Source organism: Rhizobium ruizarguesonis (genome assembly GCF_012349115.1).
GTDB lineage: Bacteria > Pseudomonadota > Alphaproteobacteria > Rhizobiales > Rhizobiaceae > Rhizobium > Rhizobium ruizarguesonis.
Genome location: NZ_PQIG01000120.1, coordinates 1 through 26,178, shown reverse-complemented (window position 1 = coordinate 26,178; position 26,178 = coordinate 1). Strand labels below are relative to the sequence as shown.

The 26,178-nt window shown below is 62.4% G+C and carries 24 protein-coding genes and 1 pseudogene; 16 read left to right on the top strand and 9 right to left on the bottom strand.

The features are described 5' to 3' along the window. From C3Y91_RS32430 to lptC, 4 genes and pseudogenes are all read right to left on the bottom strand, one after another. Positions 1–418: pseudogene (locus C3Y91_RS32430) on the bottom strand (RNA polymerase factor sigma-54); the annotation flags it as partial. Between the two features lie 155 nt (positions 419–573). After that, a complete protein-coding gene (gene lptB, locus C3Y91_RS32425) occupies positions 574–1,350 on the bottom strand; it encodes an LPS export ABC transporter ATP-binding protein (protein WP_020397421.1) in 777 nt (258 codons plus the stop codon). Between the two features lie 40 nt (positions 1,351–1,390). Further along, the gene (locus tag C3Y91_RS32420; RefSeq protein ID WP_018070081.1) at positions 1,391–2,026 is read right to left on the bottom strand and encodes an LptA/OstA family protein; all 636 of its coding nucleotides are present in this window, start codon (positions 2,024–2,026) and stop codon (positions 1,391–1,393) included. Positions 2,027–2,041: 15 nt separating this feature from the next. Next, positions 2,042–2,707, bottom strand: coding sequence for an LPS export ABC transporter periplasmic protein LptC (gene lptC / locus C3Y91_RS32415; RefSeq protein WP_024322175.1), 666 nt, complete (start codon positions 2,705–2,707; stop codon positions 2,042–2,044). A 225-nt stretch (positions 2,708–2,932) separates the two neighbouring features. On the opposite strand from lptC, the gene sppA reads away from it, so the two are divergent. The 3 genes from sppA to C3Y91_RS32400 all read left to right on the top strand — a co-directional run bounded on the left by sppA (position 2,933) and on the right by C3Y91_RS32400 (position 4,704). Beyond that, on the top strand, positions 2,933–3,883 hold the full coding sequence (gene sppA / locus C3Y91_RS32410; protein WP_168576270.1) for a signal peptide peptidase SppA: 951 nt from the start codon (positions 2,933–2,935) through the stop codon (positions 3,881–3,883). Between the two features lie 29 nt (positions 3,884–3,912). After that, entirely contained in the window at positions 3,913–4,212 is a 300-nt protein-coding gene (locus C3Y91_RS32405) for an integration host factor subunit beta (RefSeq protein WP_003544934.1), read from the top strand. A 159-nt stretch (positions 4,213–4,371) separates the two neighbouring features. Further along, complete coding sequence (locus C3Y91_RS32400; RefSeq protein ID WP_168576269.1) at positions 4,372–4,704, top strand: LapA family protein; 333 nt, start codon at positions 4,372–4,374, stop codon at positions 4,702–4,704. A gap of 39 nt (positions 4,705–4,743) precedes the next feature. Here C3Y91_RS32400 and C3Y91_RS32395 read toward each other — a convergent pair whose 3' ends face one another. Further along, positions 4,744–5,178, bottom strand: coding sequence for a GNAT family N-acetyltransferase (locus tag C3Y91_RS32395; protein WP_130660784.1), 435 nt, complete (start codon positions 5,176–5,178; stop codon positions 4,744–4,746). 37 nt (positions 5,179–5,215) lie between these two features. Beyond that, complete coding sequence (locus C3Y91_RS32390) at positions 5,216–5,671, bottom strand: SRPBCC family protein (protein ID WP_018070077.1); 456 nt, start codon at positions 5,669–5,671, stop codon at positions 5,216–5,218. A 68-nt stretch (positions 5,672–5,739) separates the two neighbouring features. Between C3Y91_RS32390 and C3Y91_RS32385 the strand changes: the two genes are divergently transcribed. The 6 genes from C3Y91_RS32385 (at position 5,740) to olsB (ending at position 12,354) form a co-directional block, all read left to right on the top strand. Beyond that, positions 5,740–6,387 (top strand): NUDIX hydrolase, encoded by a 648-nt coding sequence (locus C3Y91_RS32385; protein WP_018070076.1) that lies wholly within the window; start codon positions 5,740–5,742, stop codon positions 6,385–6,387. Between the two features lie 187 nt (positions 6,388–6,574). Next, a complete protein-coding gene (locus C3Y91_RS32380) occupies positions 6,575–7,672 on the top strand; it encodes a class I SAM-dependent methyltransferase (protein ID WP_018070075.1) in 1,098 nt (365 codons plus the stop codon). Beyond that, complete coding sequence (locus tag C3Y91_RS32375; protein ID WP_018070074.1) at positions 7,669–8,529, top strand: TrmH family RNA methyltransferase; 861 nt, start codon at positions 7,669–7,671, stop codon at positions 8,527–8,529. Before C3Y91_RS32380 ends, C3Y91_RS32375 begins: the two co-directional genes overlap by 4 nt. Beyond that, positions 8,526–9,029 (top strand): signal peptidase II, encoded by a 504-nt coding sequence (gene lspA, locus C3Y91_RS32370; protein WP_018070073.1) that lies wholly within the window; start codon positions 8,526–8,528, stop codon positions 9,027–9,029. Before C3Y91_RS32375 ends, lspA begins: the two co-directional genes overlap by 4 nt. Positions 9,030–9,084: 55 nt before the next feature. Further along, the gene (locus C3Y91_RS32365; protein WP_018070072.1) at positions 9,085–11,367 is read left to right on the top strand and encodes a PAS domain-containing hybrid sensor histidine kinase/response regulator; all 2,283 of its coding nucleotides are present in this window, start codon (positions 9,085–9,087) and stop codon (positions 11,365–11,367) included. A gap of 108 nt (positions 11,368–11,475) precedes the next feature. After that, on the top strand, positions 11,476–12,354 hold the full coding sequence (gene olsB / locus C3Y91_RS32360; protein ID WP_018070071.1) for a l-ornithine N(alpha)-acyltransferase: 879 nt from the start codon (positions 11,476–11,478) through the stop codon (positions 12,352–12,354). Between the two features lie 19 nt (positions 12,355–12,373). Here the strand turns inward: olsB and C3Y91_RS32355 are convergent, their stop codons facing one another. Further along, positions 12,374–12,913, bottom strand: coding sequence for a L,D-transpeptidase family protein (locus C3Y91_RS32355; protein WP_018070070.1), 540 nt, complete (start codon positions 12,911–12,913; stop codon positions 12,374–12,376). A gap of 293 nt (positions 12,914–13,206) precedes the next feature. Then, positions 13,207–15,492, bottom strand: coding sequence for an NADP-dependent malic enzyme (locus C3Y91_RS32350; protein WP_168576268.1), 2,286 nt, complete (start codon positions 15,490–15,492; stop codon positions 13,207–13,209). A gap of 113 nt (positions 15,493–15,605) precedes the next feature. Here C3Y91_RS32350 and mutS point away from each other — a divergent pair, with 113 nt between their 5' ends. The 4 genes from mutS (at position 15,606) to murJ (ending at position 23,266) form a co-directional block, all read left to right on the top strand. Next, complete coding sequence (gene mutS / locus C3Y91_RS32345) at positions 15,606–18,332, top strand: DNA mismatch repair protein MutS (RefSeq protein ID WP_018070068.1); 2,727 nt, start codon at positions 15,606–15,608, stop codon at positions 18,330–18,332. A 12-nt stretch (positions 18,333–18,344) separates the two neighbouring features. Beyond that, a complete protein-coding gene (locus tag C3Y91_RS32340; RefSeq protein ID WP_003544896.1) occupies positions 18,345–18,620 on the top strand; it encodes a hypothetical protein in 276 nt (91 codons plus the stop codon). Between the two features lie 134 nt (positions 18,621–18,754). Further along, a complete protein-coding gene (locus C3Y91_RS32335; protein WP_018070067.1) occupies positions 18,755–21,661 on the top strand; it encodes a [protein-PII] uridylyltransferase in 2,907 nt (968 codons plus the stop codon). 24 nt (positions 21,662–21,685) lie between these two features. Continuing rightward, positions 21,686–23,266, top strand: coding sequence for a murein biosynthesis integral membrane protein MurJ (gene murJ / locus C3Y91_RS32330; RefSeq protein WP_018070066.1), 1,581 nt, complete (start codon positions 21,686–21,688; stop codon positions 23,264–23,266). Between the two features lie 24 nt (positions 23,267–23,290). Here the strand turns inward: murJ and C3Y91_RS32325 are convergent, their stop codons facing one another. Next, positions 23,291–23,719, bottom strand: a complete 429-nt coding sequence (locus tag C3Y91_RS32325; protein ID WP_018070065.1) for a YcbK family protein — start codon at positions 23,717–23,719, stop codon at positions 23,291–23,293. Between the two features lie 188 nt (positions 23,720–23,907). Between C3Y91_RS32325 and C3Y91_RS32320 the strand changes: the two genes are divergently transcribed. From C3Y91_RS32320 to C3Y91_RS32310, 3 genes are all read left to right on the top strand, one after another. After that, on the top strand, positions 23,908–24,306 hold the full coding sequence (locus C3Y91_RS32320) for a VOC family protein (RefSeq protein WP_024322186.1): 399 nt from the start codon (positions 23,908–23,910) through the stop codon (positions 24,304–24,306). Positions 24,307–24,436: 130 nt separating this feature from the next. Then, positions 24,437–25,501, top strand: a complete 1,065-nt coding sequence (gene trpS / locus C3Y91_RS32315) for a tryptophan--tRNA ligase (RefSeq protein WP_024322187.1) — start codon at positions 24,437–24,439, stop codon at positions 25,499–25,501. 107 nt (positions 25,502–25,608) lie between these two features. Beyond that, positions 25,609–26,100, top strand: a complete 492-nt coding sequence (locus C3Y91_RS32310; protein WP_003544884.1) for a universal stress protein — start codon at positions 25,609–25,611, stop codon at positions 26,098–26,100. The last annotated feature ends 78 nt before the right edge of the window (positions 26,101–26,178 follow it).

Below are 26,178 nucleotides of genomic sequence, written 5' to 3'. Positions count from 1 at the left end.
GCATCGATTTCCACTGGCTGACGAGCTCCGGCGCATCGAGGCGCTGCGGGGCACCGTCATCTGGAAAGACATTGGTGTAATTGGCGTCGAGTTCGTCGTTCAGCCGACTCGTGCTGGCGCTGCCGCCATTGTCATACCAGTCGCTGGAAAGCGCCTCGGTCCGGTTGTCGTAACCGTCATCCGACCCGGCATCTTCCGGCTGATGAGCATACTCGCCATCTTCGGATTCGCCGCGTTCGCCGCCCCCCTCGCCGTCATTCGACGGAAATTCGAGCAGCGGGTTCTTCTCGACTTCCTGGGCGATGAACTGGGTGAGTTCAAAATGCGTCATCTGCAGCAACTGGATGGATTGCATCAGTTGCGGTGTCATCACCAGGGACTGGGTCTGGCGCAGGAAAAGATTGGCGGACAGTGCCATGACGGACGCGAAACTCCCCTCAATTCCTCCGGGAAACCGCGTCCGATCAAGGCTTCAGGCCACGGAAATCCAAGTTGGCCCAAAAATTGCTTTTTTATTGTATTTGGTCAAGCGGAACTATGCCGACAAGGTGAATTTCTGCGGGTCGCCCGGTATCAGAGGCTGAAATTGTCGCCGAGGTAGAGCCGGCGCACTTCCGGATTGTTGACGATGTCGTTCGCCCGGCCATGGGTCAGCACCTCACCGGCATGGATGATGTAGGCGCGGTCGATGAGACCCAGCGTCTCGCGCACATTGTGGTCGGTGACGAGAACGCCGATGCCGCGCGCCGTCAGGTGGTGAACGAGATTCTGGATGTCGGCGACCGAGATCGGGTCGACGCCGGCGAAGGGCTCGTCGAGCAGCATGAAGGTCGGGTCGGTCGCAAGTGCACGCGCGATTTCGAGGCGGCGGCGTTCACCGCCGGACAGGGCTACGGCGGCACTCTTGCGCAGCTTCTGGATATGGAATTCCTCCAGCAGCTCGTTCAGCTTCTGCTCGCGCTCGGCCTTGTCCTTCACATGCACTTCGAGGACGGCGCGGATATTCTCTTCCACCGTCAGCCCGCGGAAGATCGAGGCCTCCTGCGGCAGGTAACCGACGCCAAGGCGCGAGCGGCGGTACATCGGCATGGTCGTGACGTCGTTGCCGTCGATCTCGATCGTGCCTTCATCCACCGGCACAAGGCCGGTGATCATATAAAAACAGGTGGTCTTGCCGGCGCCGTTCGGGCCGAGCAGGCCAACGGCCTCGCCACGGCGCACCACCAGCGAAACGCCGTTGACGACGCGCCGCGTCGCATAGGTCTTCGTCAGACCGCGTGCAATCAGCGTTCCCTGATAGCGACTCTTGTCGGCGGCGCCCGCAGCTTGTGGCCCGGGCTTGCCGAACATGGTGGATAGCGATGATAATTTCACGTGGGAGGCCGGCTTCTCAGTTCTGCTTCTGCTGCGGTGTATTCGGCTTCGATTTCGGATCGAGCTGAATCTGGACACGCCCGCCGCAGCTTTCAAGCTCCGCCTGGCCAGTCTGCATGTGAACCGTCAGTTTACAGCCGGTGAAGACGTTCGGCCCGTCCGACAGAATAACTTTGTTTCCCTCATCTGCCGTGAGGATGAATGTCTGCGAGGCCATGTCGAAATTGCCGTCATCGGCGGTCGCCGTCTGCGTGCCCGAGGTTAAGAGGACCTTGTCCGTCACCAGGATCTTGTCGATATCTGCGCTTCCCGATGCAAGCGAGGCCGACTGCTCCGGCTGGGCGGCGGGTTGGGCGCCGTCAGCAGCCGGCTTTGCCGCCTTGTCCTTGTAATAGACGGTCATCTTGCCGGACTGCATCGTCGTCGTGCCCTGGACGACCTTGACCTTGCCGGTGAAGAGCGCGGTGTGTTCCTGGTCATGGATCTCAAGCTTGTCGCTTTCGATCTGGATCGGCTGGTCGTTGGAAAGCTTCATGCCCGACATCGTGGTCGACTGCGCACCCGCGCCCGAGGCCGTCAGAATAAGGGCAAATGCGCCGGCAATGAATGCCATGCCTGTCTTGCAAGTGGAAATGCGACAATCTTTTGTCATGGATGACCCGGCTGGTTAAGTGCCCTGTTTATGGATGGTGGATGGATCGACATTCATTCGAACATTCCCCTCGAATGTGATCACCCGCCCCTTATCGGTTATCTGAAGCGTCTGCGCAACAATGGAGGCATTGTCCTTGGTGATGGTGACGGGGTCGTCGCTCCGCATGTTTCCGCCCTTGATGTCGAGCTGCGCGGACTGGAAATTCGCATTGAGGCCGCTGCTCAGCACCAGGGTGAAGGGGGCCGTCATATGCAGATTGTCGGTGGCGCGGTTGTAATCGGCGGTAGAGGCGACGACGCGGGCGATCAGGCCGTCATTCATCGGCACAGCGGCCTTGATGGTTTCGAGCGTGATGAGATTGGGATTGCGGATGTCCTGCAACGCCCTTTCGGCCAGCATCGAATAGTTGATGCCGTCGGAATTGCGGCCAGCGATCGCCGGCTTTTCCATCACGACCTTGCCGTTCTCGATCTTGGCGCCTTCCAACTTGATGTTCTCGGGCAGATAGATGCGGACCAACGCCACCGCGGTTAGGCTCGCTGCGATGACCAGGGCCGCCACCGGCAGCAATATTTTCAGCCGCCGCACGCGGGCGGAATGGAACAACGCATCGCCATAGGCATTCTTGCCGGACCCTGAATAGGCGGCATGTCCGTTGTTCTTCAGGGTATCGAGCATAGGCCTCGTCCATGTGCGGTGATCGCCGCGCCTCGATAACAAAGCGGGCCGCCAATCACAGTTCGTTTCGCATTATTACATTGGCTTGCCAATATGGAATTTTTTCTGCAACAAGCAACAAAACGGAAAAACATTCAAAAGTGGCATTCGTACGGGCCGCTGCCACCCTATTTCACCGGATTGATCGGCGGCGTGCCGAGGCCGGTGCCAGCGCTGGAGGTTTCCATGGACAGTTCGATCATCGCGGATCGCCGGCGGCTGCGCCGCAAGCTCGGCTTCTGGCGCCTCATCGCGGTGGCCCTCATCGTGGCACTGGGTTTCGCCTTCTACCACTTTGCCCTCGGCGATGCCGGGACGGAGCGCCCGCATATCGCCCATGTGACGATATCTGGACTGATCGTCGACGACGACGAACTTCTGGAGCGGCTGAAGAAGGTCGAGACCAGCGACCAGGTGAAGGCAGCGGTGATTTCGATCTCGTCGCCCGGCGGCACGACCTATGGCGGCGAAAAAATCTTCAAGGCGATCCGTGCGATATCAGCCAAGAAGCCTGTCGTCTCCGACGTGCGCACACTTGCCGCCTCCGCCGGTTACATGATCGCCACCGCCGGCGATACGATCATTGCCGGCGACAGCTCGATCACCGGCTCGATCGGCGTCATCTTCCAGTACCCGCAGATCCAGCCGCTGCTCGACAAGATCGGCGTCTCGCTGCAGGAGATCAAGTCTTCGCCGCTGAAAGCCGAGCCCTCGCCCTTCCACGAGGCGAGCGAAGAGGCCAAGGCGATGATCCGCAACATGGTGGTCGACAGCTATAACTGGTTCGTCGACCTGGTTGCCGACCGGCGCAAGCTGCCGCGCGACGAGGTGCTGAAACTGGCCGACGGCACGATCTATACCGGCCGCCAGGCGCTGAAGGTGAAACTCGTCGATGCAGTCGGCGGCGAGGCTGAGATCCGCGCTTATCTGACGTCGCGCGGCGTCGACGGCGAACTGCCGATGGTGGACTGGGACAAGAAGAGCAATACGCCCTTTCTGCTCGCTGGGGCTGTTTCCCGGTTGATTACGATCTTCGGTTATGATGATCTCATGAAAACCCAGGATATCAATGGAATCCTGCCCCCAAAGTTGCTTCTTGACGGGCTGCTTTCAGTTTGGCAGGTTGGCCACGATTGATAAGAAATCAATAATTTAAGGGGGCGAATGTGATCAAGTCCGAATTGGTGCAGATAGTTGCGGCACGCAACCCGCATCTCTATCACCGCGACGTCGAGAATATCGTCAACGCGGTTCTCGACGAGATCACGGATGCACTGGCTGCGGGTAACCGAGTCGAATTGCGCGGCTTTGGCGCCTTTTCGGTCAAGAACCGCCCTTCCCGCTCCGGTCGCAATCCGCGGACCGGCGATACCGTCTTCGTCGAGGAGAAGTGGGTTCCCTTCTTCAAGACCGGCAAGGAGCTGCGCGAGCGGCTCAATCCCGGCCAGGCCGACGAAGAGGATTGAGCCGTCGCTGCCTGCGGCGAAACCGCACTTGAACTTGAGGGCCGTTTTCCTATTCTGGTAACGCATCGTACTTTACGCGTCTGAAGAGACGCGTGGCGCTGTAAGCATGAAACGCGCCCCGCAAAAAGACCGGCGCAATCTGCCGCGTGGAGACCTCAAATGGCCAAGAAGATCGTCAACCTGTTGATTCTGCTGCCGCTCGGCGTCATCCTCATCGTCTTTTGCGTCGCCAACCGGCAGAGCGTCACGCTCGCCTTCAATCCGTTCCGGCCGGAAGACCAGGTGCTTGCAGTTTCCGCGCCCTTCTTCGTCTTCCTGTTCATCGCGCTGATCACAGGCATGCTGATCGGCGCGGGCGCCACCTGGTTCAGCCAGGGCAAACACCGCAAGCGCGCCCGCACCGAGGCCAAGGAAGCCATTCGCTGGCAAGGCGAGGCCGACCGCCACAAAAACCGTGCCGAGGAAATCGCCGGGCAGCTGCCGGCGCGGTAAAACCGGATTGGCATGTCGACGGCCGGCTTTGGCGGCGTCTCAAACCGGAAAAAAGCTCAATTCCTCATAGTCACCCTCCGGCGAGGCGCCGTTGCCGGTCACCTGGAACCCGTGGGAAAGGTAGAACGCCTTCGCCCGCCGGTTCTTCACCAGGCATTTCAGCCTGTACCGGTGTTGCGGCCATTCCGGCAGGGCGTGCAGCAGCGCCGTGCCAGCGCCCTGCCCATGAAATTCAGGGCTGATATAGAGCATGTGGATGAAATCGTCCTCCGGCCAGAGCGACAGGAAGCCGGCGACGCTGCCGCTTTCATGCGCGCAGACGAAGACCGTCTCGCCGTTGGTATGGGCGGCGAAATCCTCGCGATAGAACTTGCCGGGATCGACCCAGACGAATGTTTCGCGGCGCACGGAAAGATAAATCTCCGCGAGCCTTTCCTGGTCTTCCGCCCACGGCGGCCTGATGGTCCACGTCATGACGTCGATTTAAACAAACCCTCCGCCCGCGCCAAGCCTAACCGGCCGCCATCTTCGCGACGACGGCGGCATTGAAATCCGAAAAGAACCCTTCGGCGAGCTTCTGCGAGGTCGAATCGAGCAGGCGGGCGCCGAGCTGGGCGAGCCTGCCACCGAGTTCGGCCTTCGACCGGTAGTGCAGGATGGTCTCCACACCCCTTTCCTCGAGCACGATATCGGCGCTGCCCCTGGCGAAGCCGGCAAGACCGCCCTTGCCTTCGGCCGACAACGTGTAACTCTTCGGCGCATCGACATTGGAAAGCGTCAGCAGCCCATGGAAGGTGGCAGACAGTAGGCTGAACTTGACCTTGATCGTCGCCTCGAAAGCGCTCGGCGACAGCCGCTCGATGCCCTGACAGCCTGGAATGCAGCCGCGCATGATCTCGGGATCGTTGAGCGCTGCCCAGACGACGTCCCGCGGCGCGGCGATGCGTTCTTCGCCGGTGAAATCCATTCGATAGCCCCATCTCCGATCAGCTCATCTTATCCCAGCGGGAAAGCGCTTTGCCAAGGCGGGACGGAATGTTATCTGCCGGGTTCCGATCTGGCACACATTTGACACACATAGGGGATGGGCCGATGAACGACGAACTGAAGCCCTGGAGCGTGACGGCAAGCCGTATCACCTATGAAGATCGCTGGATCCGGGTCCGGAGCGACGATTGCGTCACCGCCGATGGAACCGTCATCGCGCCGTTCCATGTGCTCGATTATCCTGACTGGATCAACGTCATTCCGCTGATGCCCGACGGGCGCGTGCTGCTGACGCGCGAATACCGGCACGGCCGCGGCGAGATCGTGGCCGGTCTCGTCGCCGGCGGCGTCGAACCCGGCGATAGCAAGACCGGCGATGCGGCGATGACGGCGGCACGGCGCGAACTGCGGGAAGAGACCGGCTATGAAGCCTCGACCTTCGTCAAGCTGCTCACCTCCTATCCGAATGCGGCCAACCACAGCAATGTGGTGACGAGCTGGCTGGCGCTCGGCCTGAGCAAGGTCGGCGAACCGGCATTCGACCCCGGCGAGAAGGTCGACCTGCTGTTTGCGGATCTTGCTGCCACCCTTGGCGACCTGCAGTCCGGCGCCGTCATCATGCAATCGATGCATGTCGCAGCCCTCTATGCGGCGGAAAGCTGGCTTCGCACACAAGCCTCCGAGGGCTTGAAATAGGCGCCGCGCCGGGAGACCCTGTCGTCTTGCCCGGGTCAGGTCGGCTGCGCAGTTGATCCGGCACGCTTTTCTGGGCTACTGCATAATTCAAGTGCTGCAGCGTCCTTTGCGCGTCTCAAAAAGACGCACGGCGCTGTAGAGGACGCAAAGCCGATAAGCCACCCCGACAGAGATGCGGAAGAGCACGTTGAAACAAAGAGAAGGCCGGCCGGGCCAGAAGAAAACATCAGGTCCTTCCGGTGAAAGCCGCAGGGACGATCGGGCAGGCCGGCCGCCAAAGCCGGTCGCGCGGCCCGCGGCAACCCGCGAGGCGGTGCGCGAGGCTGCTGTGCCTGCCGCCGTCGTGCGTCCCCTGATAAGACGCAGCGGCGAGCGCCCGACTGAGCGCGTGCCCGTCATCCTCGAATCGCTCGGGGCCGGCGACTTCCACCTGATCGACAGCGGCAACGGCGAAAAGCTGGAGCAATATGGCCCCTACCGCATCATCCGCCCCGAGGCCCAAGCGCTGTGGCGGCCTTCGCTGGCGCCCCAAGTCTGGGAAAAGGTCGATGCCGCCTTCACCGGCGACACCGACGAGGAAGGCACCGGCCGCTGGCGCTTCCCGAAAGAGGCACTCGGCGAGACCTGGCCGCTCAACCTGCTCGGCGTCGATTTCCTCGGCCGCTTCACCTCCTTCCGCCATGTCGGCGTCTTCCCCGAACAGATCGTCCACTGGAGCTGGATGAAAGAGCAGGTCGAAAAGGCCGGCCGGCCGCTGAAGGTGCTGAATCTCTTCGGTTATACCGGCGTCGCCTCGCTTGTCGCCGCAGCAGCCGGAGCCGAGGTCACCCATGTCGACGCCTCGAAGAAGGCGATTGGCTGGGCAAGGGAAAACCAGGCGCTCGGGCGCATGGAGAAGTTGCCGATCCGCTGGATCTGCGAGGATGCGATGAAATTCATCCTGCGCGAAGAACGCCGCGGCAGCCAATACGACATCATTCTCACCGATCCGCCGAAATTCGGCCGCGGCCCCAATGGCGAAGTCTGGCATCTTTTCGAGCATCTGCCATTGATGCTCGATGTCTGCCGCGAGATCCTGTCGCCAAAGGCGGTAGGCCTGGTGCTGACGGCCTATTCGATCCGCGCCAGCTTCTATTCGATCCACGAGCTGATGCGCGAGACGATGCGCGGCGCCGGCGGCGTGGTCGAATCCGGCGAGCTGGTGATTCGCGAAGCCGGCACCGACGGCAGGACGCCGGGCCGCGCGCTTTCCACCTCCCTCTTTTCCCGCTGGGTGCCGAAATGAGCAAGGACTTCCACGATCAGGGGCCGCGCAGGGTCGGACAGGTGAAGGAAGTCACCTCGCTTGCCAATCCGATCATCAAGGACATCAAGGCGCTGACGAACAAGAAGTCGCGCGAGGAAAGCGGTACTTTCCTCGCCGAAGGGCTGAAGCTCGTCATCGATGCGATCGAACTCGGCTGGGCGATCCGCACGCTGGTCTATGCCAAGGCCGCCAAAGGCAAGCCGCTGGTCGAGCAAATGGCGGCAAAGACCGTCGCCTCGGGCGGGCTGGTGCTCGAAGTCAGCGAAAAGGTGATCGCCTCGATCACCCGCCGCGACAATCCGCAAATGGTCGTCGGCATCTTCGAGCAGCGCTGGACACCGCTTAAGGGTATCCGGCCAAAGGAGGGCGAGACATGGGTGGCGCTCGATCGGGTGCGTGACCCCGGCAATCTCGGCACCATCATCCGCACGGCCGATGCGGCCGGCGCTTCCGGCATCATTCTGCTCGGAGAAACGACCGACCCCTTTTCGCTCGAAACCGTGCGCGCCACCATGGGCTCGGTCTTTGCCGTTCCGGTCGCGCGGGCGACACCTGAGGAATTCATCGCCTGGCGGAAATCGGCCGGCGTTTCCGTCGTCGCGACGCATCTTGCCGGCGCGGTCGATTACCGGACGATCGACTACCGAAAAAAGCCGGTCGTGCTGTTGATGGGCAACGAACAATCCGGCCTGCCGGAGCAGCTTGCCAGGGAGGCCGATGCGCTTGCCCGCATTCCGCAGCAGGGCCGCGCCGATTCCCTCAACCTCGCCGTCGCCACCGCCGTCATGCTTTTCGAGGCGCGCCGCCATCTCCTCTCACTTGCCGAGGGCAAATGACCGAACAGACGCATGCACGCCCTGCGCTGTTTTCGCGCCCGGCACCGATCCTCTTCTTCATCGTCGTCGCCGTTCTCATCGACCAGGTTGTCAAGATCACTGTTGATCACACTCTGCCGCTGCAGGAGGCGGTGCCGGTCATTCCGATGCTGGCGCTCTACCGCACCTACAATCTCGGCGTCGCCTTTTCGATGCTGTCCGGCATGGACGGCTGGTTCATCGTCGGCATGCGGCTCGTCATCGTCGCCTTCGTCATCTGGCTGTGGCACCGCACAGCGAAGGACCGCTGGATCGCTCATCTCGGTTATGCGCTGATCATCGCAGGCGCGATCGGCAACCTCGTCGACCGCTTCGCCTATGGTCATGTGATCGATTACATTCTTTTCTACACCGAGAGCTGGTCCTTCGCGGTCTTCAATCTCGCCGACAGTTTCATCACCATCGGCGCGGGTTGCGTCATTCTCGACGAGCTGCTGCTGCCAAAAAAGGCCAGCCGCTAAAATCTTATCGAAATCCTGAAGGCATTCGGAACGGGCCTCATGTTATCCAGATAGCATGCAGAACCTGGGACAGTTGCAGGAAAGATTGTCCGCCGCCTTCGGTGGACCCGCCGCCAAGCCGCATGAGAAGCGGATGGAGGCCTCTTCCTCACGACCCGGCGCATCGGCACCTCAGGGAGCCGATGATCGTCCGAGGGGAACCGCACCGACAAGGCGCCTGCTGTTCTACTGGCTGGGCGGCGCCGGCCTTCTTGCCGCAACGATCCTGATGCTGCTTGCCCATGCCGGCGATCCGTTGCTTCTTTCGGGCGGCCTTGTCGTTCTTGGCCTTGCCGTCATCGCCAGTTATGCCCTGCTGATGGTTCGGCCGCGCAAGGCCGGGCAAGGCCCCGGCAAATCCCTGCAGGATTGGAACGCTGGCGCAAAGCTGTTTGCCGACGTGCACGACGTGCTCGGCGACATCACGGTCAGCCGGACCATGGACCGGCGCATCATCTCCGCCAACGATACTTTTCGCCGCCTGAGCGGGCGGCTGCGTCCGGAAGGAAAAACCTGCGAGGAGATCGGGCTTGCCTTCCGCCCCGGTCCGATACCGCATTGCTACGATGTCGAGATCTCGACACCGGAGGGCCAGCGCATCTTCCTCTGGCGCGACGTCGTCACCCGCGACCCGACAAATGGCCGCCTGCTGCTGCAGAGCGTTGCCCGCGACGTGACCGACGAGCGGCTCATCGCGCAGGGTCGCGAAGAGGCCCGGCAGAAGGCCGAATATAACAGCGCCGCCAAATCGAGGCTGCTTGCCACCGTCAGCCACGAGGTGCGCACGCCGCTTTCCGGCATCCTCGGCATGACGCATCTGATCGCCGAGACGCGGCTGACGCAGGAACAGCAGAACTATCTCGCGAACATCCGCCAGTCCGGCCATGCGCTGACACAACTCGTCGAGGATCTGCTCGACTTCTCCACCATCGAGGTCGGCCGCTTCGCGCTGCACCCGCGCTCGGAATCGCTGCGCAAGCTTCTGGAAAGCGTCGTCGAGATGCTCGCCCACCGGGCGCATGAAAAGGGTATCGAGATCGGCGCCACAGTGTCGTCCGACGTGCCCGAAAATATGAGCTTCGACCCGGCGCGGCTGCGCCAGGTTCTCTTCAACGTCATCGGCAATGCCGTGAAATTCACCCAGGTCGGCGGTGTCTTCATCCGCGTATCGCTCGACGCCGACGACATCTCGATCACCGTCACCGATAGCGGTCCCGGCATGACGACGGAGGAGCAGGCGCGCGTCTTCGGCGAGTTCGAGCAAGGTGGGAGCGTTGCCGACAAGAGCAGCGGGACCGGGCTCGGCCTTGCCATCTCCGCCCGCATCATGCGCGAATTTAACGGCGCGCTGACGGTTGCCAGCGAAAAGGGCAAAGGCAGCGAATTCACCATCCGCTTCCCTGTCGATATCGGCAGTGAGCGCCCCGACCGGCGAAACACGCTGCTTGCCGGCAACAGCGTCGTGCTGCTGGCCCCAGCCGGTGCGGCGCGCACAGCCATTGCCGAGACGATCACCACGCTCGGCGGCCTCTGCCATCTCGTCGGCGACGGCGAGACGGCGCGGGCAACGCTGCTCGGCTTGGCAAAGGGCGGACGGCGGCCGACCGATATCATCATCGACCACCGGATGTCGGCTGAATTTTCCGCCCATCTTGCCGATCGCGCCGACATCGCCGCCCTCGGCCTGCGCAAGGTGCTGCTCGTCAATCCGGAAGAGCGCAGCGCCCATCCGCTCGACCTTTTCGACGCCTGGCTCATCCGGCCGCTGCGCGAGCAGTCGCTGATCGACGTGCTGCGCGGGCGCATGCGCGGCATGGAGAAGCGCGACGCGCTCAACGACAACCAGCCGGGCTTCGGCCTTTCGGTGACAGAGACGTTGGTTGCCGCCAGCGGGCTCAGCATCCTGCTCGGCGAGGACGACCCGATCAATGCCATGCTGGTGCGCGTCGTCCTGGAAAAGGGCGGGCATAAGGTGCGCCATGTCGAAGATTTCGAGGCCCTGCTCGACTACGCGCTCTGCGAGGCGAATGCCCGGCCCGATATCATCATCAGCGACCTCTCGATGCCTGGTGGTAACGGCATCGAAATGCTGGGACGCCTGCGCGGCCATGAACGGCGGCTCGATCTTGCCTCGGTGCCGGTGATCGTGCTGACCGCCGACAAGAGCGACGAATCGCGCCGCCAGGTCTTGCTGAATGGCGCCAACCGCGTCATGGTAAAGCCGGTCGATCCGGTGCGGCTGCTGACCGAAGTTCAGGCGGTTGCCGCCCTTTCCGCCCGCCGGGCAGAGGCGCGGTGAGCGCCTCAGAAACCGGCACGCTTCTTGCGGCTGGAAACTCAAAATGTCACTTTCCTGTCGCAGAGAAGTGTTTTATGGCGTCGATAAGCCGGCAACGGGAGAATCGTCATGTCCGCCATCGACATCCTGAATCGTGACACCACCGCGGAGCCCGCACGGCCCTCGACGGCTGCTGTACAGAAGGACGGCGATATCCTCGGCCGCATCGGCAATCTGGAGACCCGCCTTGCCCGCACGGCACGCGAGATCGATGCCGCCCAGGCCGTGCGCTACCGCGTCTTCGTCGACGAAATGAAGGCGCAGCTGCCGCTGGATGCCATGCGCCGCCAGCGCGATGTCGACGCCTATGACGCTGTCTGCGATCATCTTCTGGTTCTCGACCGCTCGATCGAGGGCGACCCGGAAGACCAGATCGTCGGCACCTACAGGCTGTTGCGTCAAGATGTCGCCATCGCCAATGGCGGTTTTTACTCGGCTTCCGAATTCGAAATCGACGGCCTCATCGCCAAACATCCGGACAAGCGCTTCATGGAGCTCGGCCGCTCTTGCGTGCTGCCGGAATACCGCACCAAGCGCACCGTCGAGCTTCTGTGGCAGGGCAACTGGGCCTATGCGCTGAAGCATGGCGTCAGCGCCATGTTCGGCTGCGCCTCTTTCCCCGGCGTCTATCTCGAAAGCCACGCGCTGGCGCTGTCCTTCCTCTATCACAATGTGCTGGCGAAGAACGAATGGGCTGTCGGCGCCCTGCCGGATCTGGCCCGCAACATGGACCTGATGCCCGTCGAGGCCATCAACCCGAAGCGGGCGCTGATGGCCCTGCCGCCGCTGATCAAGGGCTATCTGCGCCTCGGTGCGATGGTCGGCTCCAGCGCGGTTGTCGATCATGCCTTCAACACGACCGACGTGCTGATCGTGCTGCCGATCACCAGCATTTCGGACCGTTACCTGAACTATTACGGCGCCGACGCCGGCCGCTTCGCGAGCTAGAGCCTTTCCTCGCAATGCTTCAGGGCATGATCTCTATCGGGGTATGAGTGGGGACGCGAGCCCAGATATCGCGCATCTCCGCGTTGGTTACTGCAACACACCCATCCGTCCAATCCCAAAGGTGATGGACGTTTCCGAATAGGCCCCAGCCATTGGGAAGCCCGTGGATCATGATATCGCCCCCGGCTGGAAAGCCTCCGGCTTCAGCGTTGCGCCGATCATCCGGGTTTGGATAGGAAATGTGCAGGCTCAGATAGGCCATAGACTTTGGATTTCGCCAGTCTATTTCATAACGCCCTTCAGGTGTTTTCTCGTCACCTTCTCGTTGCTTGGGCCCGGCATCGGCAGCCGTGCCTAAAGAAATCCGGTATGTAGAGATGGGAGCATCGCCTCTGAGAAGGACCATGCGACGTTCGGATTTATAAACGCGAATGAGGTCAGCCCGTTGTTCCAATGGCGCATCCGGAGGCGGCGAGCCTGAGCCGACCCTGGCCATCAATTTCGTATAAGCGAAACAGCTGGCGACCACGATGACTAAAACGACAAGCTTGTTTCTCAACTTGATCTCATCTTCAGGAGGCGCGCTCGAGCGCCGAGCACGATCGGGCCGGCAATGGTTAGAGCATGATGCCGAAAAGTGTGCGCGGTTTTCGGACGACATCATGCTCTATTTCTTTGATTTAGATCAGGATTCAGATTTTAGGCCGATCGGGCCTAAAATCATCCTGATCTAGCAAGCCTTGGCGATCATGATGCTTCACCCCTCGGCGCCAGTCTAAAGCCGGATAAATGCCCGGCCGACGCACTGTCAGCCGGGCACCAAAAAGGCGCATCAGAAACGCAGGACGAGGTTTACGAACCCGCCCCGTAGGCGGCGATCGCCGCCATATTGACAATGTCGCTGTCCTTGGCGCCCATCGAGGTGATCTGCACCGGCTTGTCGAGACCGACGAGGATCGGGCCGATCACGGTGGAGCCGCCGAGCTCCTGCAGCATCTTGGTCGAGATCGAGGCCGAGTGGAAGGCCGGCATGACGAGCACGTTGGCCGGCCCGGAGAGGCGGCAGAAGGGATATTGCTCCATCACCTTGCGGTTCAGGGCGACGTCGGCCGCCATCTCGCCGTCATATTCGAAATCGACGCGCCGCTTGTCGAGGATCTTCACCGCCTCGCGCACCCGCTCGGAGCGTTCGCCCGAGGGATGGCCGAAGGTGGAATAGGCCAGCATGGCGACACGCGGCGGATAACCCATGCGCCGCGCCAGACCGGCGGCCTCTTCGGCGATATCTGCAAGCTCTACCGCCGTCGGCATGTCGTGCACCGCCGTATCGGCAACGAAGACCGTGCGACCGCGGCAGAGCGCCAGCGACACGCCGATGACGCGGTGGCCGGGCTTCTCGTCGATGCAGCGGCGCGCATCTTCGAGCGCCGTCGAATAGTTTCGGGTGATGCCCGTCACCATGCCGTCGGCGTCGCCGAGCGCCACCATGGTGGCGGCGAAGTGGTTGCGGTCGTTATGGATCAGCCGCTGGGCGTCGCGGTGGAGATAACCTTGCCGCTGCAGCCTGGCATAGAGATAGTCGATATAGGCCTCGACCCGGGTCGAAAGCCGGGCATTGACGATTTCGAGGCCCGGCCGGTTGAGATCGATGCCGGCGCGTTCCGCCGTCGCCCGGATCAGATCCTCGCGGCCGAGCAGGATGGCGGTGCCGAGCTGCTGGTTGGCATAGGACATCGCGGCGCGCAGGACCTGTTCTTCCTCGGCCTCGGCAAAGACGATCCGCTTCGGATGCCGGCGGACACGCTCGTAGAGTCTCGCGAGCGTCGAGGCGATCGGATCACGGCGCGCCGAAAGCTCGCGGGCATAGCCGGGCATGTCGGTGATGACCTTGCGGGCAACGCCGCTTTCGATCGCGGCTTGAGCGACTGCGACCGGGATCGCCGAGATCAGCCTGGGATCGAAGGGAACGGGGATGATGTATTGCGACCCGAAACGCGGCCGGTTGCCCTGATAGGCGGCAACGACGTCATCGGGCACATCCTCGCGGGCAAGGTTTGCCAGCGCCTTGACGGCGGCGATCTTCATCGCGTCGTTGATTGTCGAGGCGCGGACATCGAGAGCGCCGCGGAAGATATAGGGAAAGCCGAGGACATTGTTGACCTGGTTCGGATAGTCCGAACGGCCGGTCGCCATGATGGCGTCGTCGCGGATGCGGGCCACCTCTTCCGGCGTGATCTCGGGATCGGGATTGGCCATGGCGAAGATGATCGGCCGCTCCGCCATCGAGCGGATCATCTTGGCCGAAAACGCGCCCTTCTGCGACAGGCCGAAAACGACGTCCGCGCCTTTCATCGCCTCTTCCAGCGTGCGCGTGTCGGTCTTTGCCGCATGCGCCGACTTCCACTGGTTCATGCCCTCGGTACGGCCCTGGTAGATGACGCCCTTGGTGTCGCAGAGGATGACGTTCTCAGGCGCAAAACCCATCGCCTTGATGAGTTCGACGCAGGCGATCGCCGCCGCACCCGCACCGTTGCAGACGAGCTTCGTCGTCTTCAGGTCGCGGCCGGTCAGCTCCAGCGCATTGATCAGACCGGCAGCGGCAATGATCGCCGTTCCATGCTGGTCGTCATGGAAGACGGGAATATCCATCAGCTCGCGCAGCCGGCTTTCGATGACGAAACAATCCGGAGCCTTGATATCCTCAAGGTTGATGCCGCCGAAGGAAGGACCGAGGAAGCGCACGCAGTTGATGAACTCGTCGACATTTTCCGTATCGATCTCGAGGTCGATGGAATCGACGTCGGCAAAGCGCTTGAAGAGCACCGCCTTGCCTTCCATGACAGGCTTCGAAGCCAGCGCGCCGAGATTGCCGAGGCCGAGGATTGCCGTGCCGTTGGAAATGACGGCGACCATATTGCCGCGCGCCGTGTAATCATAGGCGGTCTGCGGATCGGCCGCGATTGCCTTGACGGGCACGGCAACGCCCGGCGAATAGGCAAGCGAGAGGTCGCGCTGCGTCGCCATCGGCTTGGTCGGGTTGATCTCCAGCTTGCCGGGCCGGCCCATTGCGTGAAAATCGAGCGCCTCCTGGTCGGTAACTGAGGTCACCGGCCGGTCCTTCTTATCGATATCGGGCATAAATCCTCCAACGTCCTGTGGGCGACGCTTTGCTCTTCCTCAAATGCTGTTGTCATCTATAGCGGCGCGCGGATAGGGTTGGCACCTGTTTTTTTGGGAAAAACTCCACCTCCGTGAACGCACGAATAGACACAGGGAATGAAGCCTTTTCGGCTGCCGAGCTCGCCACGGCGGAAAGCCGTGCCTCGGCGACGCCGATGATGGAGCAATTTATCGAGATCAAGGCGAACAATCCGGGTTCGCTGCTCTTCTATCGGATGGGCGATTTCTATGAGCTGTTCTTCGAGGATGCGTTGGAAGCCTCACGCGCGCTCGGTATCACGCTGACGAAGCGCGGCCAGCACATGGGCCAGGATATCCCGATGTGCGGCGTCCCGGTGCATGCGGCCGACGATTATCTGCAGAAGCTGATTTCGCTCGGCTTCCGCGTCGCCGTCTGCGAGCAGATCGAGGATCCCGCGGAAGCGAAGAAACGCGGCGCGAAATCCGTCGTCAGGCGCGACGTCGTCCGCCTCGTCACTCCCGGCACGATCACCGAGGAAAAGTTGCTTTCGCCCTCGGAATCCAACTATCTGATGGCGCTGACCCGCATTCGCGCCAGCGGCGAGGCCTTGCTGGCGCTTGCCTGGATCGATATTTCCACCGGCGTCTTCCGGCTTGCCGAGACCGAAGCCTCGCGCCTGCTTGCCGATATCCTGCGCATCGATCCGCGCGAACTCATCCTGCCCGACACGATCTTCCACGATCCCGAACTCAAGCCGGTCTTCGACGTGCTCGGCCGGACAGCCGTGCCGCAGCCGGCCGTGCTCTTCGACAGCGCCAGCGCCGAAGGCCGGATCGCGCGGTATTTCGGCGTCGCGACGCTCGACGGCTTCGGCACTTTCTCGCGCGCCGAGCTGGCGGCCGCCGCTGCCGCCGTCGCCTATGTCGAGAAGACGCAGATCGCCGAGCGGCCGCCGCTTGGAAAGCCGGAGCGGGAAAGTGCGGCTTCGACACTGTTCATCGACCCCGCTACCCGCGCCAATCTCGAGCTTGCCCGCACGCTTTCGGGCGATCGCAACGGTTCGCTGCTGAAGGCGATCGACCGCACTGTCACCGGCGGCGGCGCCAGGCTTCTCGCCGAACGGCTGATGTCGCCGCTGACCGATCCCGCCTGCATCAATGCGCGGCTCGACTCGATCGGCTTCTTGATCGACGAACCCTTGCTCTGCGGCAATCTGCGCGACACGCTGAAACATGTGCCCGACATGCCGCGCGCGCTGTCGCGCCTGGCGCTCGACCGCGGCGGCCCGCGCGATCTCTGGGCGATCCGCCAGGGTCTTGACGCGGCGGGCGGAGTTGCGGCGATGCTCGGCAAGGCGATGCTGCCCGAAGAGCTCAGCCAGGCGCTGTCCGGGCTGCACGCCCTTCCCGCCGCACTGGAAAACTTGCTTGCCGAAACGCTCGCCGACGAATTGCCGCTGTTGAAACGCGATGGCGGCTTCCTGCGTGACGGTGCCAGCGCCGAGCTCGACGAGGTCCGGGCACTGCGCGACCAGTCGCGTCGCGTCATTGCCGGCCTGCAATTGCAATATGCCGAGGAAACCGGCATCCGGTCGCTGAAGATCAAGCACAACAACGTTCTTGGTTATTTCATCGAAGTCACCGCCGGCAATGCCGCACCGATGACGGAGACGGCGGACGCGAAGGCCCGCTTCATCCACCGCCAGACGATGGCGAACGCGATGCGCTTCACCACGACCGAACTTGCCGACCTCGAAAGCCGTATCGCCAATGCCGCCGACCAGGCGCTGACGATCGAACTCGAAGCCTTCGACAGGATGACGGCGGCCGTCGTTGCGGAAGCCGAGGCGATCAAATCGGGCGCCCGGGCGCTTGCCGTCATCGACGTCGCCGCAGGTCTGGCGCTTCTCGCCGAGGAGCAGGCCTATTGCCGCCCGCAGGTCGACAGCTCCAAGATGTTTGCCATCGAGGGCGGCCGCCATCCGGTCGTCGAGCAGGCGCTGCGGCGGCAGGCGGGCGGCCCCTTCGTCGCCAATCATTGCGATCTGTCGCCCAAGACCGGCGATCGGGACGGGGCGATCTGGCTGCTGACCGGCCCTAATATGGGCGGCAAGTCGACCTTTCTGCGCCAGAACGCATTGATCGCCATCCTGGCGCAGATGGGCTCCTTCGTGCCGGCGACATCAGCCCATATCGGCATCGTCGACCGGCTTTTCTCGCGCGTCGGCGCCTCCGACGATCTGGCGCGCGGGCGCTCGACCTTCATGGTCGAGATGGTGGAAACGGCGGCGATCCTCAACCAGGCGAGTGACCGTTCCCTCGTCATCCTCGACGAGATCGGCCGCGGCACCGCGACGTTCGACGGTCTTTCGATCGCCTGGGCCGCCGTCGAGCACCTGCATGAGGCCAATCGCTGCCGCGGCCTCTTCGCCACGCATTTCCACGAGCTGACCGTGCTTTCGGAAAAGCTTGGCCGGCTATCGAACGCGACGATGCGCGTCAAGGAATGGGACGGCGACGTCATCTTCCTGCACGAGGTCGGGCCGGGTGCGGCGGACCGCTCCTACGGCATTCAGGTCGCGCGCCTTGCCGGGCTTCCGGCCTCGGTCGTGGCGCGAGCCCGTGATGTGCTGACCCGCCTGGAAGATGCCGACCGCAAGAACCCGGCGAGCCAGCTGATCGACGACCTGCCGCTTTTCCAGGTGGCGGTACGCCGCGAGGATACGGCCCGCGGGCCCTCCAAGGTCGAGGAGGCGTTGAAAGCGATGAGCCTTGACGACATGACGCCGCGCGAGGCAATGGATGCGCTTTACGACCTCAAGAAAAAGTTGAAATAGGAGCGGCGCGCCATGTTCATGGAAAAACTGGTTCGCGAAACCGAGCGCCTCTCGCTGATCTGCTCCATGCTCGATACGATGCGGCGCGCCGATAAGGACCGCAACGCCCGCGGCTGGACGTCGCCGATCGGCATGCTGAAAATAACCCGCTGCTGCGCTGTGATCTCGGAGCTCGGAACCTCGATTGCCAAGGCCGGCTATCGCGAATGCGACAGGCAGGCGCTTGAGGAGATCATGCGCGAGACACGGCAGGTGCTGCATCTGCTGAATGCGCGGGCTGCCGGCTGAGGATTCCGGGAAAGCCGGCGGCTTGCGTCAAAGCGCCCTCGCCTCTTGCAGCCAACCAACACCATTTCGCCAAATTTAAAGGTTCTTGCAGTATCAAAGCCCGTGTCAATCGCCGGGCAAAGGGGCTATAGCGCATGCAGACGAAACAAGCGGCAGGCCGTGAACCGGCAGTCCGGCATGAACAGGAAACCGCCCCGGCGATAGCGATGCGCGACCTCGATTTCTCCAATATCCTCGACGTCGAGCTCTTGCAGAAGCAGTGTGACGCCGTTGCCGAGGCCAACCGCAACCGGCCCGACATCCTGCGCGCCGATCTTCTGGCCGTGCTGAAGAAGGCGAGCACGGAGGGCCGGCAGAAGGCGCGCGAGGCACTTATGGCCGACGGCGGCGGGCTGAACTGCGCCTACCGGATTTCCTGGCTGCAGGACCAGATCATCACCGTCCTCTACAATTTCGCCACCGCCCATATCTTTCCGCATCAGAAAGACAAGTTTGCGGTGACCGCCGTCGGTGGCTACGGCCGCGACACGCTGGCGCCGGGCTCCGATATCGACCTGCTCTTCCTCTTCCTGCCGAGGCCGGCGGAAGAGACGCACAAGGCGGTCGAATTCATGCTCTATGTGCTCTGGGACATGGGCTTCAAGGTCGGTCACGCCACCCGCACGGTGGAGGAATGCATCGCGCTTTCCAAGTCCGACATGACGATCCGCACCGCCATCCTGGAGATGCGCTACATCTGCGGCCTGCAGCGGCTGGGAACCGAGCTCGAGACCCGCTTCGACAAGGAAATCGTCACCGGCACCGGTCCCGAATTCATCGCCGCCAAGCTTGCCGAGCGCGACGAACGCCACCGCAAGGCGGGCGACACGCGTTATCTGGTCGAACCGAACGTCAAGGAAGGCAAGGGCGGGCTTCGCGACCTGCACACGCTGTTCTGGATCTCGAAATATTATTATCACGTGCGCGACCAGGCGGAACTGGTCAAACTCGGCGTGCTGTCCAAGCACGAATACCGTCTGCTTGAGAAAGCCGACGATTTTCTCTGGGCGGTGCGCTGCCATATGCACTTCCTGACCGGCAAGGCCGAGGAGCGCCTGTCCTTCGACATCCAGCGCGAGATCGCCGAAGCCTTCGGCTATCACACGCGCCCGGGCCTTTCGGCCGTCGAGCGCTTCATGAAGCACTATTTCCTTGTCGCCAAGGATGTCGGCGATCTCACGCGCATCCTCTGCGCTGCGCTTGAAGACCAGCAGGCGAAGTCGATCCCGGGCCTCACCGGCGTCATCAGCCGCTTCACCCATCGCAATCGCAAGATCGCCGGCAGCGTCGAATTCGTCGAAGACCGCGGCCGTATCGCGCTCGCCGACCCCGAGGTCTTCAAGCGCGATCCGGTCAACATCATCCGGCTCTTCCATGTCGCCGACATCAATGGGCTGGAATTCCATCCGGATGCGTTGAAGCGCGTCACCCGTTCGCTCGCGCTGATCGACAACGCCTTGCGGGAAAACGACGAGGCGAACCGGCTGTTCATGTCGATCCTGACGTCGAAGCGTGATCCGGCGCTGATCCTGCGCCGCATGAACGAGGCCGGCGTGCTCGGCCGCTTCATCCCCGAATTCGGCAAGATCGTCGCGATGATGCAGTTCAACATGTATCATCACTATACGGTCGACGAACATCTGATCCGCACCGTCGACATTCTCTCCGAGATCGACAAGGGGCGCGCCGAGGATCTGCATCCGCTCGCCAACAAGCTGATGCCCGGCATCGAGGACCGCGAGGCGCTGTATGTCGCCGTTCTCCTCCACGACATCGCCAAAGGCCGCCAGGAGGATCATTCGATCGCCGGCGCCCGCGTCGCCCGCAAGCTCTGCGCCCGCTTCGGCCTGTCGCAGAAGCAGACTGAGATCGTCGTCTGGCTGATCGAGGAACATCTGACCATGTCGATGGTGGCGCAGACCCGCGACCTCACGGACCGCAAGACGATCACCGATTTCGCCGACCGCGTACAGTCGCTCGACCGGCTGAAGATGCTCCTGATCCTGACGATCTGCGATATCCGCGCCGTCGGTCCGGGCGTCTGGAACGGCTGGAAGGGCCAGCTTCTGCGCACGCTCTATTATGAAACCGAGCTGCTGCTCGCCGGCGGCTTTTCGGAGGTCTCCCGCAAGGAGCGGGCCAATGCCGCCGCCGAGGCGCTGCATTCAGCGCTCGCCGACTGGAGCCAGAAGGACCGCAATACCTATACCAAGCTGCACTACCAGCCCTATCTGCTTTCCGTGCCGCTGGAAGACCAGATCCGCCACGCCCATTTCATCCGCCAGGCCGATAAGGCGGGCCAGGCGCTCGCGACCACGGTGCGCACCGACAGTTTCCACGCGATTACAGAGATCACCGTGCTGTCGCCCGACCATCCGCGGCTGCTCGCCGTCATTGCCGGCGCTTGTGCCGCGGCCGGCGCCAACATCGTCGACGCCCAGATCTTCACCACATCGGACGGGCGGGCGCTCGACACCATCCATGTCAGCCGCGAATTTACCGACGATGCCGACGAGCTGCGGCGTGCGGCGACGATCGGACGGATGATCGAGGACGTGCTGTCCGGCCGCAAGCGGCTGCCCGAGGTCATCGCCACGCGCGCGCGCAACCGCAAGAAAAGCAAGGCTTTCGTCATTCCGCCGTCGGTCAACATCACCAACAGCCTGTCGAACAAGTTCACCGTCATCGAAGTCGAATGCCTCGACCGGCCGGGACTGCTGTCCGAGATCACCGCCGTGCTGTCCGATCTGTCGCTCGACATCCAGTCGGCCCGCATCACCACCTTCGGCGAGAAAGTGATCGACACCTTCTACGTCACCGATCTGGTCGGCCAGAAAATCTCCGGCGACAGCAAGCGCGCCAACATCACCGCCCGGATGAAGGCCGTCATGGCCGAGGAGGAGGACGAACTGCGTGAGCGCATGCCTTCTGGCATCATCGCGCCCGCCGCCACCGCCCGGACATCGCCCTCCACCGACAAGAAAGCCGGTTCCCCCGTATGAGCCAACACGCATGAGCCCAAACGCATGAGCCTCGTCAAGAAATTCGCGACCGTCGGCGGCGCAACCCTCGGGAGCCGCATCTTCGGCTTCGCCCGCGAAACGCTGATGGCAGCCGCCCTCGGCACCGGACCGATGGCCGACGTCTTCTACGCCGCCTTCCGCTTTCCGAACCTCTTCCGCCGGCTGTTTGCCGAGGGTGCCTTCAACGCCGCCTTCGTGCCGCTCTTTGCCAAGGAGATCGAGGCAAACGGTACGGAAGGCGCCAAGCGCTTTTCGGAAGAAGTCTTCGGCGTGTTGTTTTCGGTGCTGCTCCTCATCACCATCGTGATGGAGCTTGCCATGCCGCTCTTGGTGCGCTTCGTCATCGCGCCGGGTTTTGCCGACGATCCCGACAAGTTCTCGATCACCATCCGCATGGCGGCGGTGATGTTTCCCTATCTGATGTGCATGTCGCTGACGGCGATGATGAGCGGCATGCTGAATTCGCTGCATCATTTCTTCGCCGCCGCCATCGCGCCGGTCTTCCTCAATGTGGTGATGATCGGGGCGCTGTTTTATGCGCTTTATACCGGCGCCGATCCGCTGGCGACCGCCTGGTATCTCTCCTGGGGCGTTCTTGCCGCCGGCGTCCTGCAGCTCGCCGTCGTCTATGTCGGCGTGCTTGCGGCCGGCATGAGCATCGGCTTCCGTTTCCCAAAGATGACGCCGAACGTCAAGCGGCTGCTGATCCTGGCGGTGCCGGCTGCGGTGACGGGCGGCATCACCCAGATCAACCAACTGATCGGTCAGGCGATTGCGTCGTCCCGCGACGGCGCGATCGCAGCGTTGCAATATGCCGACCGCATCTATCAGCTGCCGCTCGGCGTCGTCGGCGTCGCCGTCGGCGTGGTACTTCTGCCGGAACTTGCCCGGGCGCTGAAGGGCGGCAACCTGCGCGAGGCTGGAAACCTGCAGAACCGCTCGATCGAATTCGTGCTGTTCCTGACGATCCCTGCCGCCTTCGCGCTCTGGATCCTGTCCGACGAGATTATCCGCGTGCTCTATGAGCGCGGCGCCTTCCATCAGGAAAATACCGCCGTCGTCGGCTCGATCCTGGCGATTTACGGCATCGGCCTGCCGGCCTTCGTGCTGATCAAGGCGCTGCAGCCCGGCTTCTATGCCCGCGAGGACACCAAGACGCCAATGCGCTTTTCGGCCATCGCGGTTGCGACCAACTGCGCCACGGCGCTGACCCTCTTCCCCTATATGGGCGCGCCCGGCATAGCGGTTGCCGAAGCCACCGCCGGCTGGATCAGCACCGTGCTGCTGTTCAGCACGCTTTTGCGCCGTGGCCATCTGACATGGGAATGGGCGCTGGCAAAGCGCACCGCCCTGCTGATCGTCGCTGCGGCCGTGATGGGTGCTGCCATTGTCTTCCTGAAGCAGCACTGGGCGCCGTGGCTTGCTTCCGGCGCGCCGCTTATCACCAAGATCGGCACCCTCGGGCTGCTGATTGCGATCGCCATGCTGATCTATTTCGCCGCCGCTTTCCTGGTCGGCGGGGCAAATCTCGGCATGATCCGACGCAATCTCAACCGCAAGCCGGCACCGGCAAAGGACGGGTGAGGTCGCACTTTTCCTGTTATTGCTTCAGCAATCGACCCATCGTCGCTGCGGTCCGACGTCGACATGGATGATGCCGTTGCAATAGCTGCCGATGCCGCCGATGCCCGGCGCGCTTCTTGCGGCTGATATGATGGTGCGCTCCGACAGGCCGGGCATCCTGAAATCGGCCGCCAGACATTTCCCGTGCAGGGACCCATGGCGGCGGGGATGCGGCCTGTGACCCGAGGTTATCACGGGGCGGCGGCCGGTCTTCGCAGCAATATACGACAGGACCGCTCGCAGGCGCCCGGGAAAGCAGCCGGCACGAACGCTGACGGTCTGGACCGTGTAGGCGAGGCGTGCCTCATGTTTTGGAAGATGAACACCGTGCCGTTTCATGTCTTGACCGACGGCACCGGTTGCTGATTGTAGGGCGAAAAGGCCTGCCATGGCGAGCAAAGTTGCGTTCTGCATGGTCCCTCCGATCGGCTATCGCAGCAACCCCATCGACGCCGGTGCCACGCGGCGGATTTTCAGTTCAAAAAAAGCTTTTTTGTGAAATTTTATACTCCATTATGAGTAAGACGGTTGATCAATTCGGCTTAAAAACCGGGATATCGCCGCTCGAAACTGGAATAAACATCTCAAACGCGAGGTAACACATGATGATCCAGTCTCTTTTCCTCGTCACTCTCGTCGTCGACGACTACGACCGCGCCAAGGCCTTCTATTGCGACGACCTCGGTTTCGATTGCCTTCAGGACGAGCCGCAGCCGGAGGGCAAGCGCTGGGTGGTGGTGAAGCCAAGGGGTGGGGATGGCGCCGCGTTTCTGCTGGCGCAGGCGGCAGACGAGACGCAGCGCGCAGCCATCGGCAATCAGACCGGCGGTCGTGTCGGCTTCTTTCTGAAGACCGACGATTTCGCCCACGACCATGCCGCGATGCTGGCGGCCGGCGTGCGCTTTCTGGGAGAGCCGCGTCACGAGGTTTACGGCACGGTGGCGGTCTTTGCGGATCCCTACGGCAACACTTTCGATCTGATCCAGCACACTGCCGCCTGAACCCCTTGATTGCGACCGATTGCCCGTGCATAAGCCGCGGCGTTAGCAATATGGGCGAAAAGCCCTGCTGCATTCTGCAGCAATTTAAACTGTGACAGCGTGGGCCCTCCACCAGCCTATTGAGGACGACATGAACGAATTCAAGAAACTCGTATTCTCCGGCGTACAGCCGACCGGCAATCTGCATCTCGGCAATTATCTCGGCGCGATCCGCCGGTTCGTGGCGCTGCAGGAAGGCAATGACTGCATCTATTGCGTCGTCGACATGCATGCGCTCACCGCCCAGCTCGTGCACGAGGACATGCCGAGCCAGACGCGCTCGATCGCCGCTGCCTTCATCGCCGCCGGCATCGATCCGGAAAAGCATATCGTCTTCAATCAGTCGGCCGTGCCGCAGCATGCCGAACTCGCCTGGATCTTCAACTGCGTCGCCCGCATCGGCTGGATGAACCGTATGACGCAGTTCAAGGACAAGGCCGGCAAGGACCGCGAACAGGCCTCGCTCGGCCTTTACGCCTATCCGAGCCTGATGGCTGCCGACATTCTCGTCTATCGCGCCACCCATGTGCCGGTTGGCGAGGACCAGAAGCAGCATCTGGAGCTTGCCCGCGACATCGCGATGAAATTCAACCTCGACTATGCCGAGCATATCAGCAGGACCGGCTACGGCGTCGACATCACCGTCGGCAACGAGCCGGTGCATGCCTATTTCCCGATGGTCGAGCCACTGATCGGCGGACCGGCACCGCGTGTCATGTCGCTACGCGACGGCACCAAGAAAATGTCGAAGTCGGACCCCTCCGATCTCTCGCGCATCAACCTGATGGACGACGAGGACGCGATCTCGAAGAAGATCCGCAAAGCCAAGACCGATCCGGACGGTTTGCCGAGCGAGATCGACGGGCTGCAGGGCCGTCCGGAAGCCGACAATCTGGTGGCGATCTATGCCGCACTCGCCGACAAGTCGAAGGCGGACGTGCTTGCCGAATTCGGCGGCCAGCAATTCTCTGTCTTCAAGCCGGCGCTGGTCGATTTGGCGATCCACGTGCTCGCGCCGATCACCGGCGAGATGCGCCGGCTGATGGACGATACCAGCCATATCGACGCGATCCTGCGCAAGGGCGGCGAGCGCGCAAGGGCCCGTGCCGAGGTGACGATGCAACAGGTGCGCGACGTCATCGGCTTCCTCTATTGAGATAAATCTCCTCTTCTCCCTGTCGCGGGAGAAGAGGATTTCTTCTGGGGCATCAGGGCAAAAACTGGGCTTGCAAATTTTCCGCTTCGGGTGTCAGAGTCCGCGCCATGGTATCGAAGCGACTCTCACGGCTCGAAGGTCACCGCCGCAAATTCATGGCGGTAATCGACGGTACACCCGAATGCCAACGCGCCGTTCATTATGCCGGCCGGCGCGCGAAGAATTCCAATGGCGGGCTGGTGCTGCTCTATGTGATCCCCGATGGGGATTTCCAGCAATGGCTCGGCGTCGAAGAGATCATGCGAGCCGAAGCCCGTGAAGAGGCCGAGGCGGTGGTTGCCAAGATCGCCCAGATCGTGCGCGAGACGATCGGCATCGAGCCTGAGGTCGTCATCCGCGAGGGCGGTGCTGCCGAACAGATCAACGCCGTGATCGAGGAAGACCGCGATGTGGCGATTCTGGTTCTGGCCGCCGGTTCTGCGAAGGAAGGTCCAGGGCCGCTCGTCTCCTCGGTCGCCGGTCGCGCTGCGGCGTTTCCGATCCCGGTCACCGTGCTGCCGGATACGCTGACCAACGAGGAAATCGACGCCCTCTGCTAGAGCATGATGCCGAAAAGAGTGAGCGGTTTTCGGACGAGATCATGCTCTAACTATCAGGCCTAAAATCATCCTGTTCTA

What these genes read in the sequence shown, in the direction of transcription:
- lptB (WP_020397421.1), bottom strand. Translation starts at nt 1,350, where the DNA reads ATGTTCGGCAAGCCCGGGCCACAAGCTGCGGGCGCCGCCGACAAGAGT.
- C3Y91_RS32420 (WP_018070081.1), bottom strand. Translation starts at nt 2,026, where the DNA reads ATGACAAAAGATTGTCGCATTTCCACTTGCAAGACAGGCATGGCATTC.
- lptC (WP_024322175.1), bottom strand. Translation starts at nt 2,707, where the DNA reads ATGCTCGATACCCTGAAGAACAACGGACATGCCGCCTATTCAGGGTCC.
- sppA (WP_168576270.1), top strand. Translation starts at nt 2,933, where the DNA reads ATGGACAGTTCGATCATCGCGGATCGCCGGCGGCTGCGCCGCAAGCTC.
- C3Y91_RS32400 (WP_168576269.1), top strand. Translation starts at nt 4,372, where the DNA reads ATGGCCAAGAAGATCGTCAACCTGTTGATTCTGCTGCCGCTCGGCGTC.
- C3Y91_RS32395 (WP_130660784.1), bottom strand. Translation starts at nt 5,178, where the DNA reads ATGACGTGGACCATCAGGCCGCCGTGGGCGGAAGACCAGGAAAGGCTC.
- C3Y91_RS32390 (WP_018070077.1), bottom strand. Translation starts at nt 5,671, where the DNA reads ATGGATTTCACCGGCGAAGAACGCATCGCCGCGCCGCGGGACGTCGTC.
- C3Y91_RS32385 (WP_018070076.1), top strand. Translation starts at nt 5,740, where the DNA reads ATGTTATCTGCCGGGTTCCGATCTGGCACACATTTGACACACATAGGG.
- C3Y91_RS32375 (WP_018070074.1), top strand. Translation starts at nt 7,669, where the DNA reads ATGAGCAAGGACTTCCACGATCAGGGGCCGCGCAGGGTCGGACAGGTG.
- lspA (WP_018070073.1), top strand. Translation starts at nt 8,526, where the DNA reads ATGACCGAACAGACGCATGCACGCCCTGCGCTGTTTTCGCGCCCGGCA.
- C3Y91_RS32365 (WP_018070072.1), top strand. Translation starts at nt 9,085, where the DNA reads ATGCAGAACCTGGGACAGTTGCAGGAAAGATTGTCCGCCGCCTTCGGT.
- olsB (WP_018070071.1), top strand. Translation starts at nt 11,476, where the DNA reads ATGTCCGCCATCGACATCCTGAATCGTGACACCACCGCGGAGCCCGCA.
- C3Y91_RS32350 (WP_168576268.1), bottom strand. Translation starts at nt 15,492, where the DNA reads ATGCCCGATATCGATAAGAAGGACCGGCCGGTGACCTCAGTTACCGAC.
- C3Y91_RS32340 (WP_003544896.1), top strand. Translation starts at nt 18,345, where the DNA reads ATGTTCATGGAAAAACTGGTTCGCGAAACCGAGCGCCTCTCGCTGATC.
- C3Y91_RS32335 (WP_018070067.1), top strand. Translation starts at nt 18,755, where the DNA reads ATGCAGACGAAACAAGCGGCAGGCCGTGAACCGGCAGTCCGGCATGAA.
- murJ (WP_018070066.1), top strand. Translation starts at nt 21,686, where the DNA reads ATGAGCCTCGTCAAGAAATTCGCGACCGTCGGCGGCGCAACCCTCGGG.
- C3Y91_RS32325 (WP_018070065.1), bottom strand. Translation starts at nt 23,719, where the DNA reads ATGCAGAACGCAACTTTGCTCGCCATGGCAGGCCTTTTCGCCCTACAA.
- C3Y91_RS32320 (WP_024322186.1), top strand. Translation starts at nt 23,908, where the DNA reads ATGATGATCCAGTCTCTTTTCCTCGTCACTCTCGTCGTCGACGACTAC.
- trpS (WP_024322187.1), top strand. Translation starts at nt 24,437, where the DNA reads ATGAACGAATTCAAGAAACTCGTATTCTCCGGCGTACAGCCGACCGGC.
- C3Y91_RS32310 (WP_003544884.1), top strand. Translation starts at nt 25,609, where the DNA reads ATGGTATCGAAGCGACTCTCACGGCTCGAAGGTCACCGCCGCAAATTC.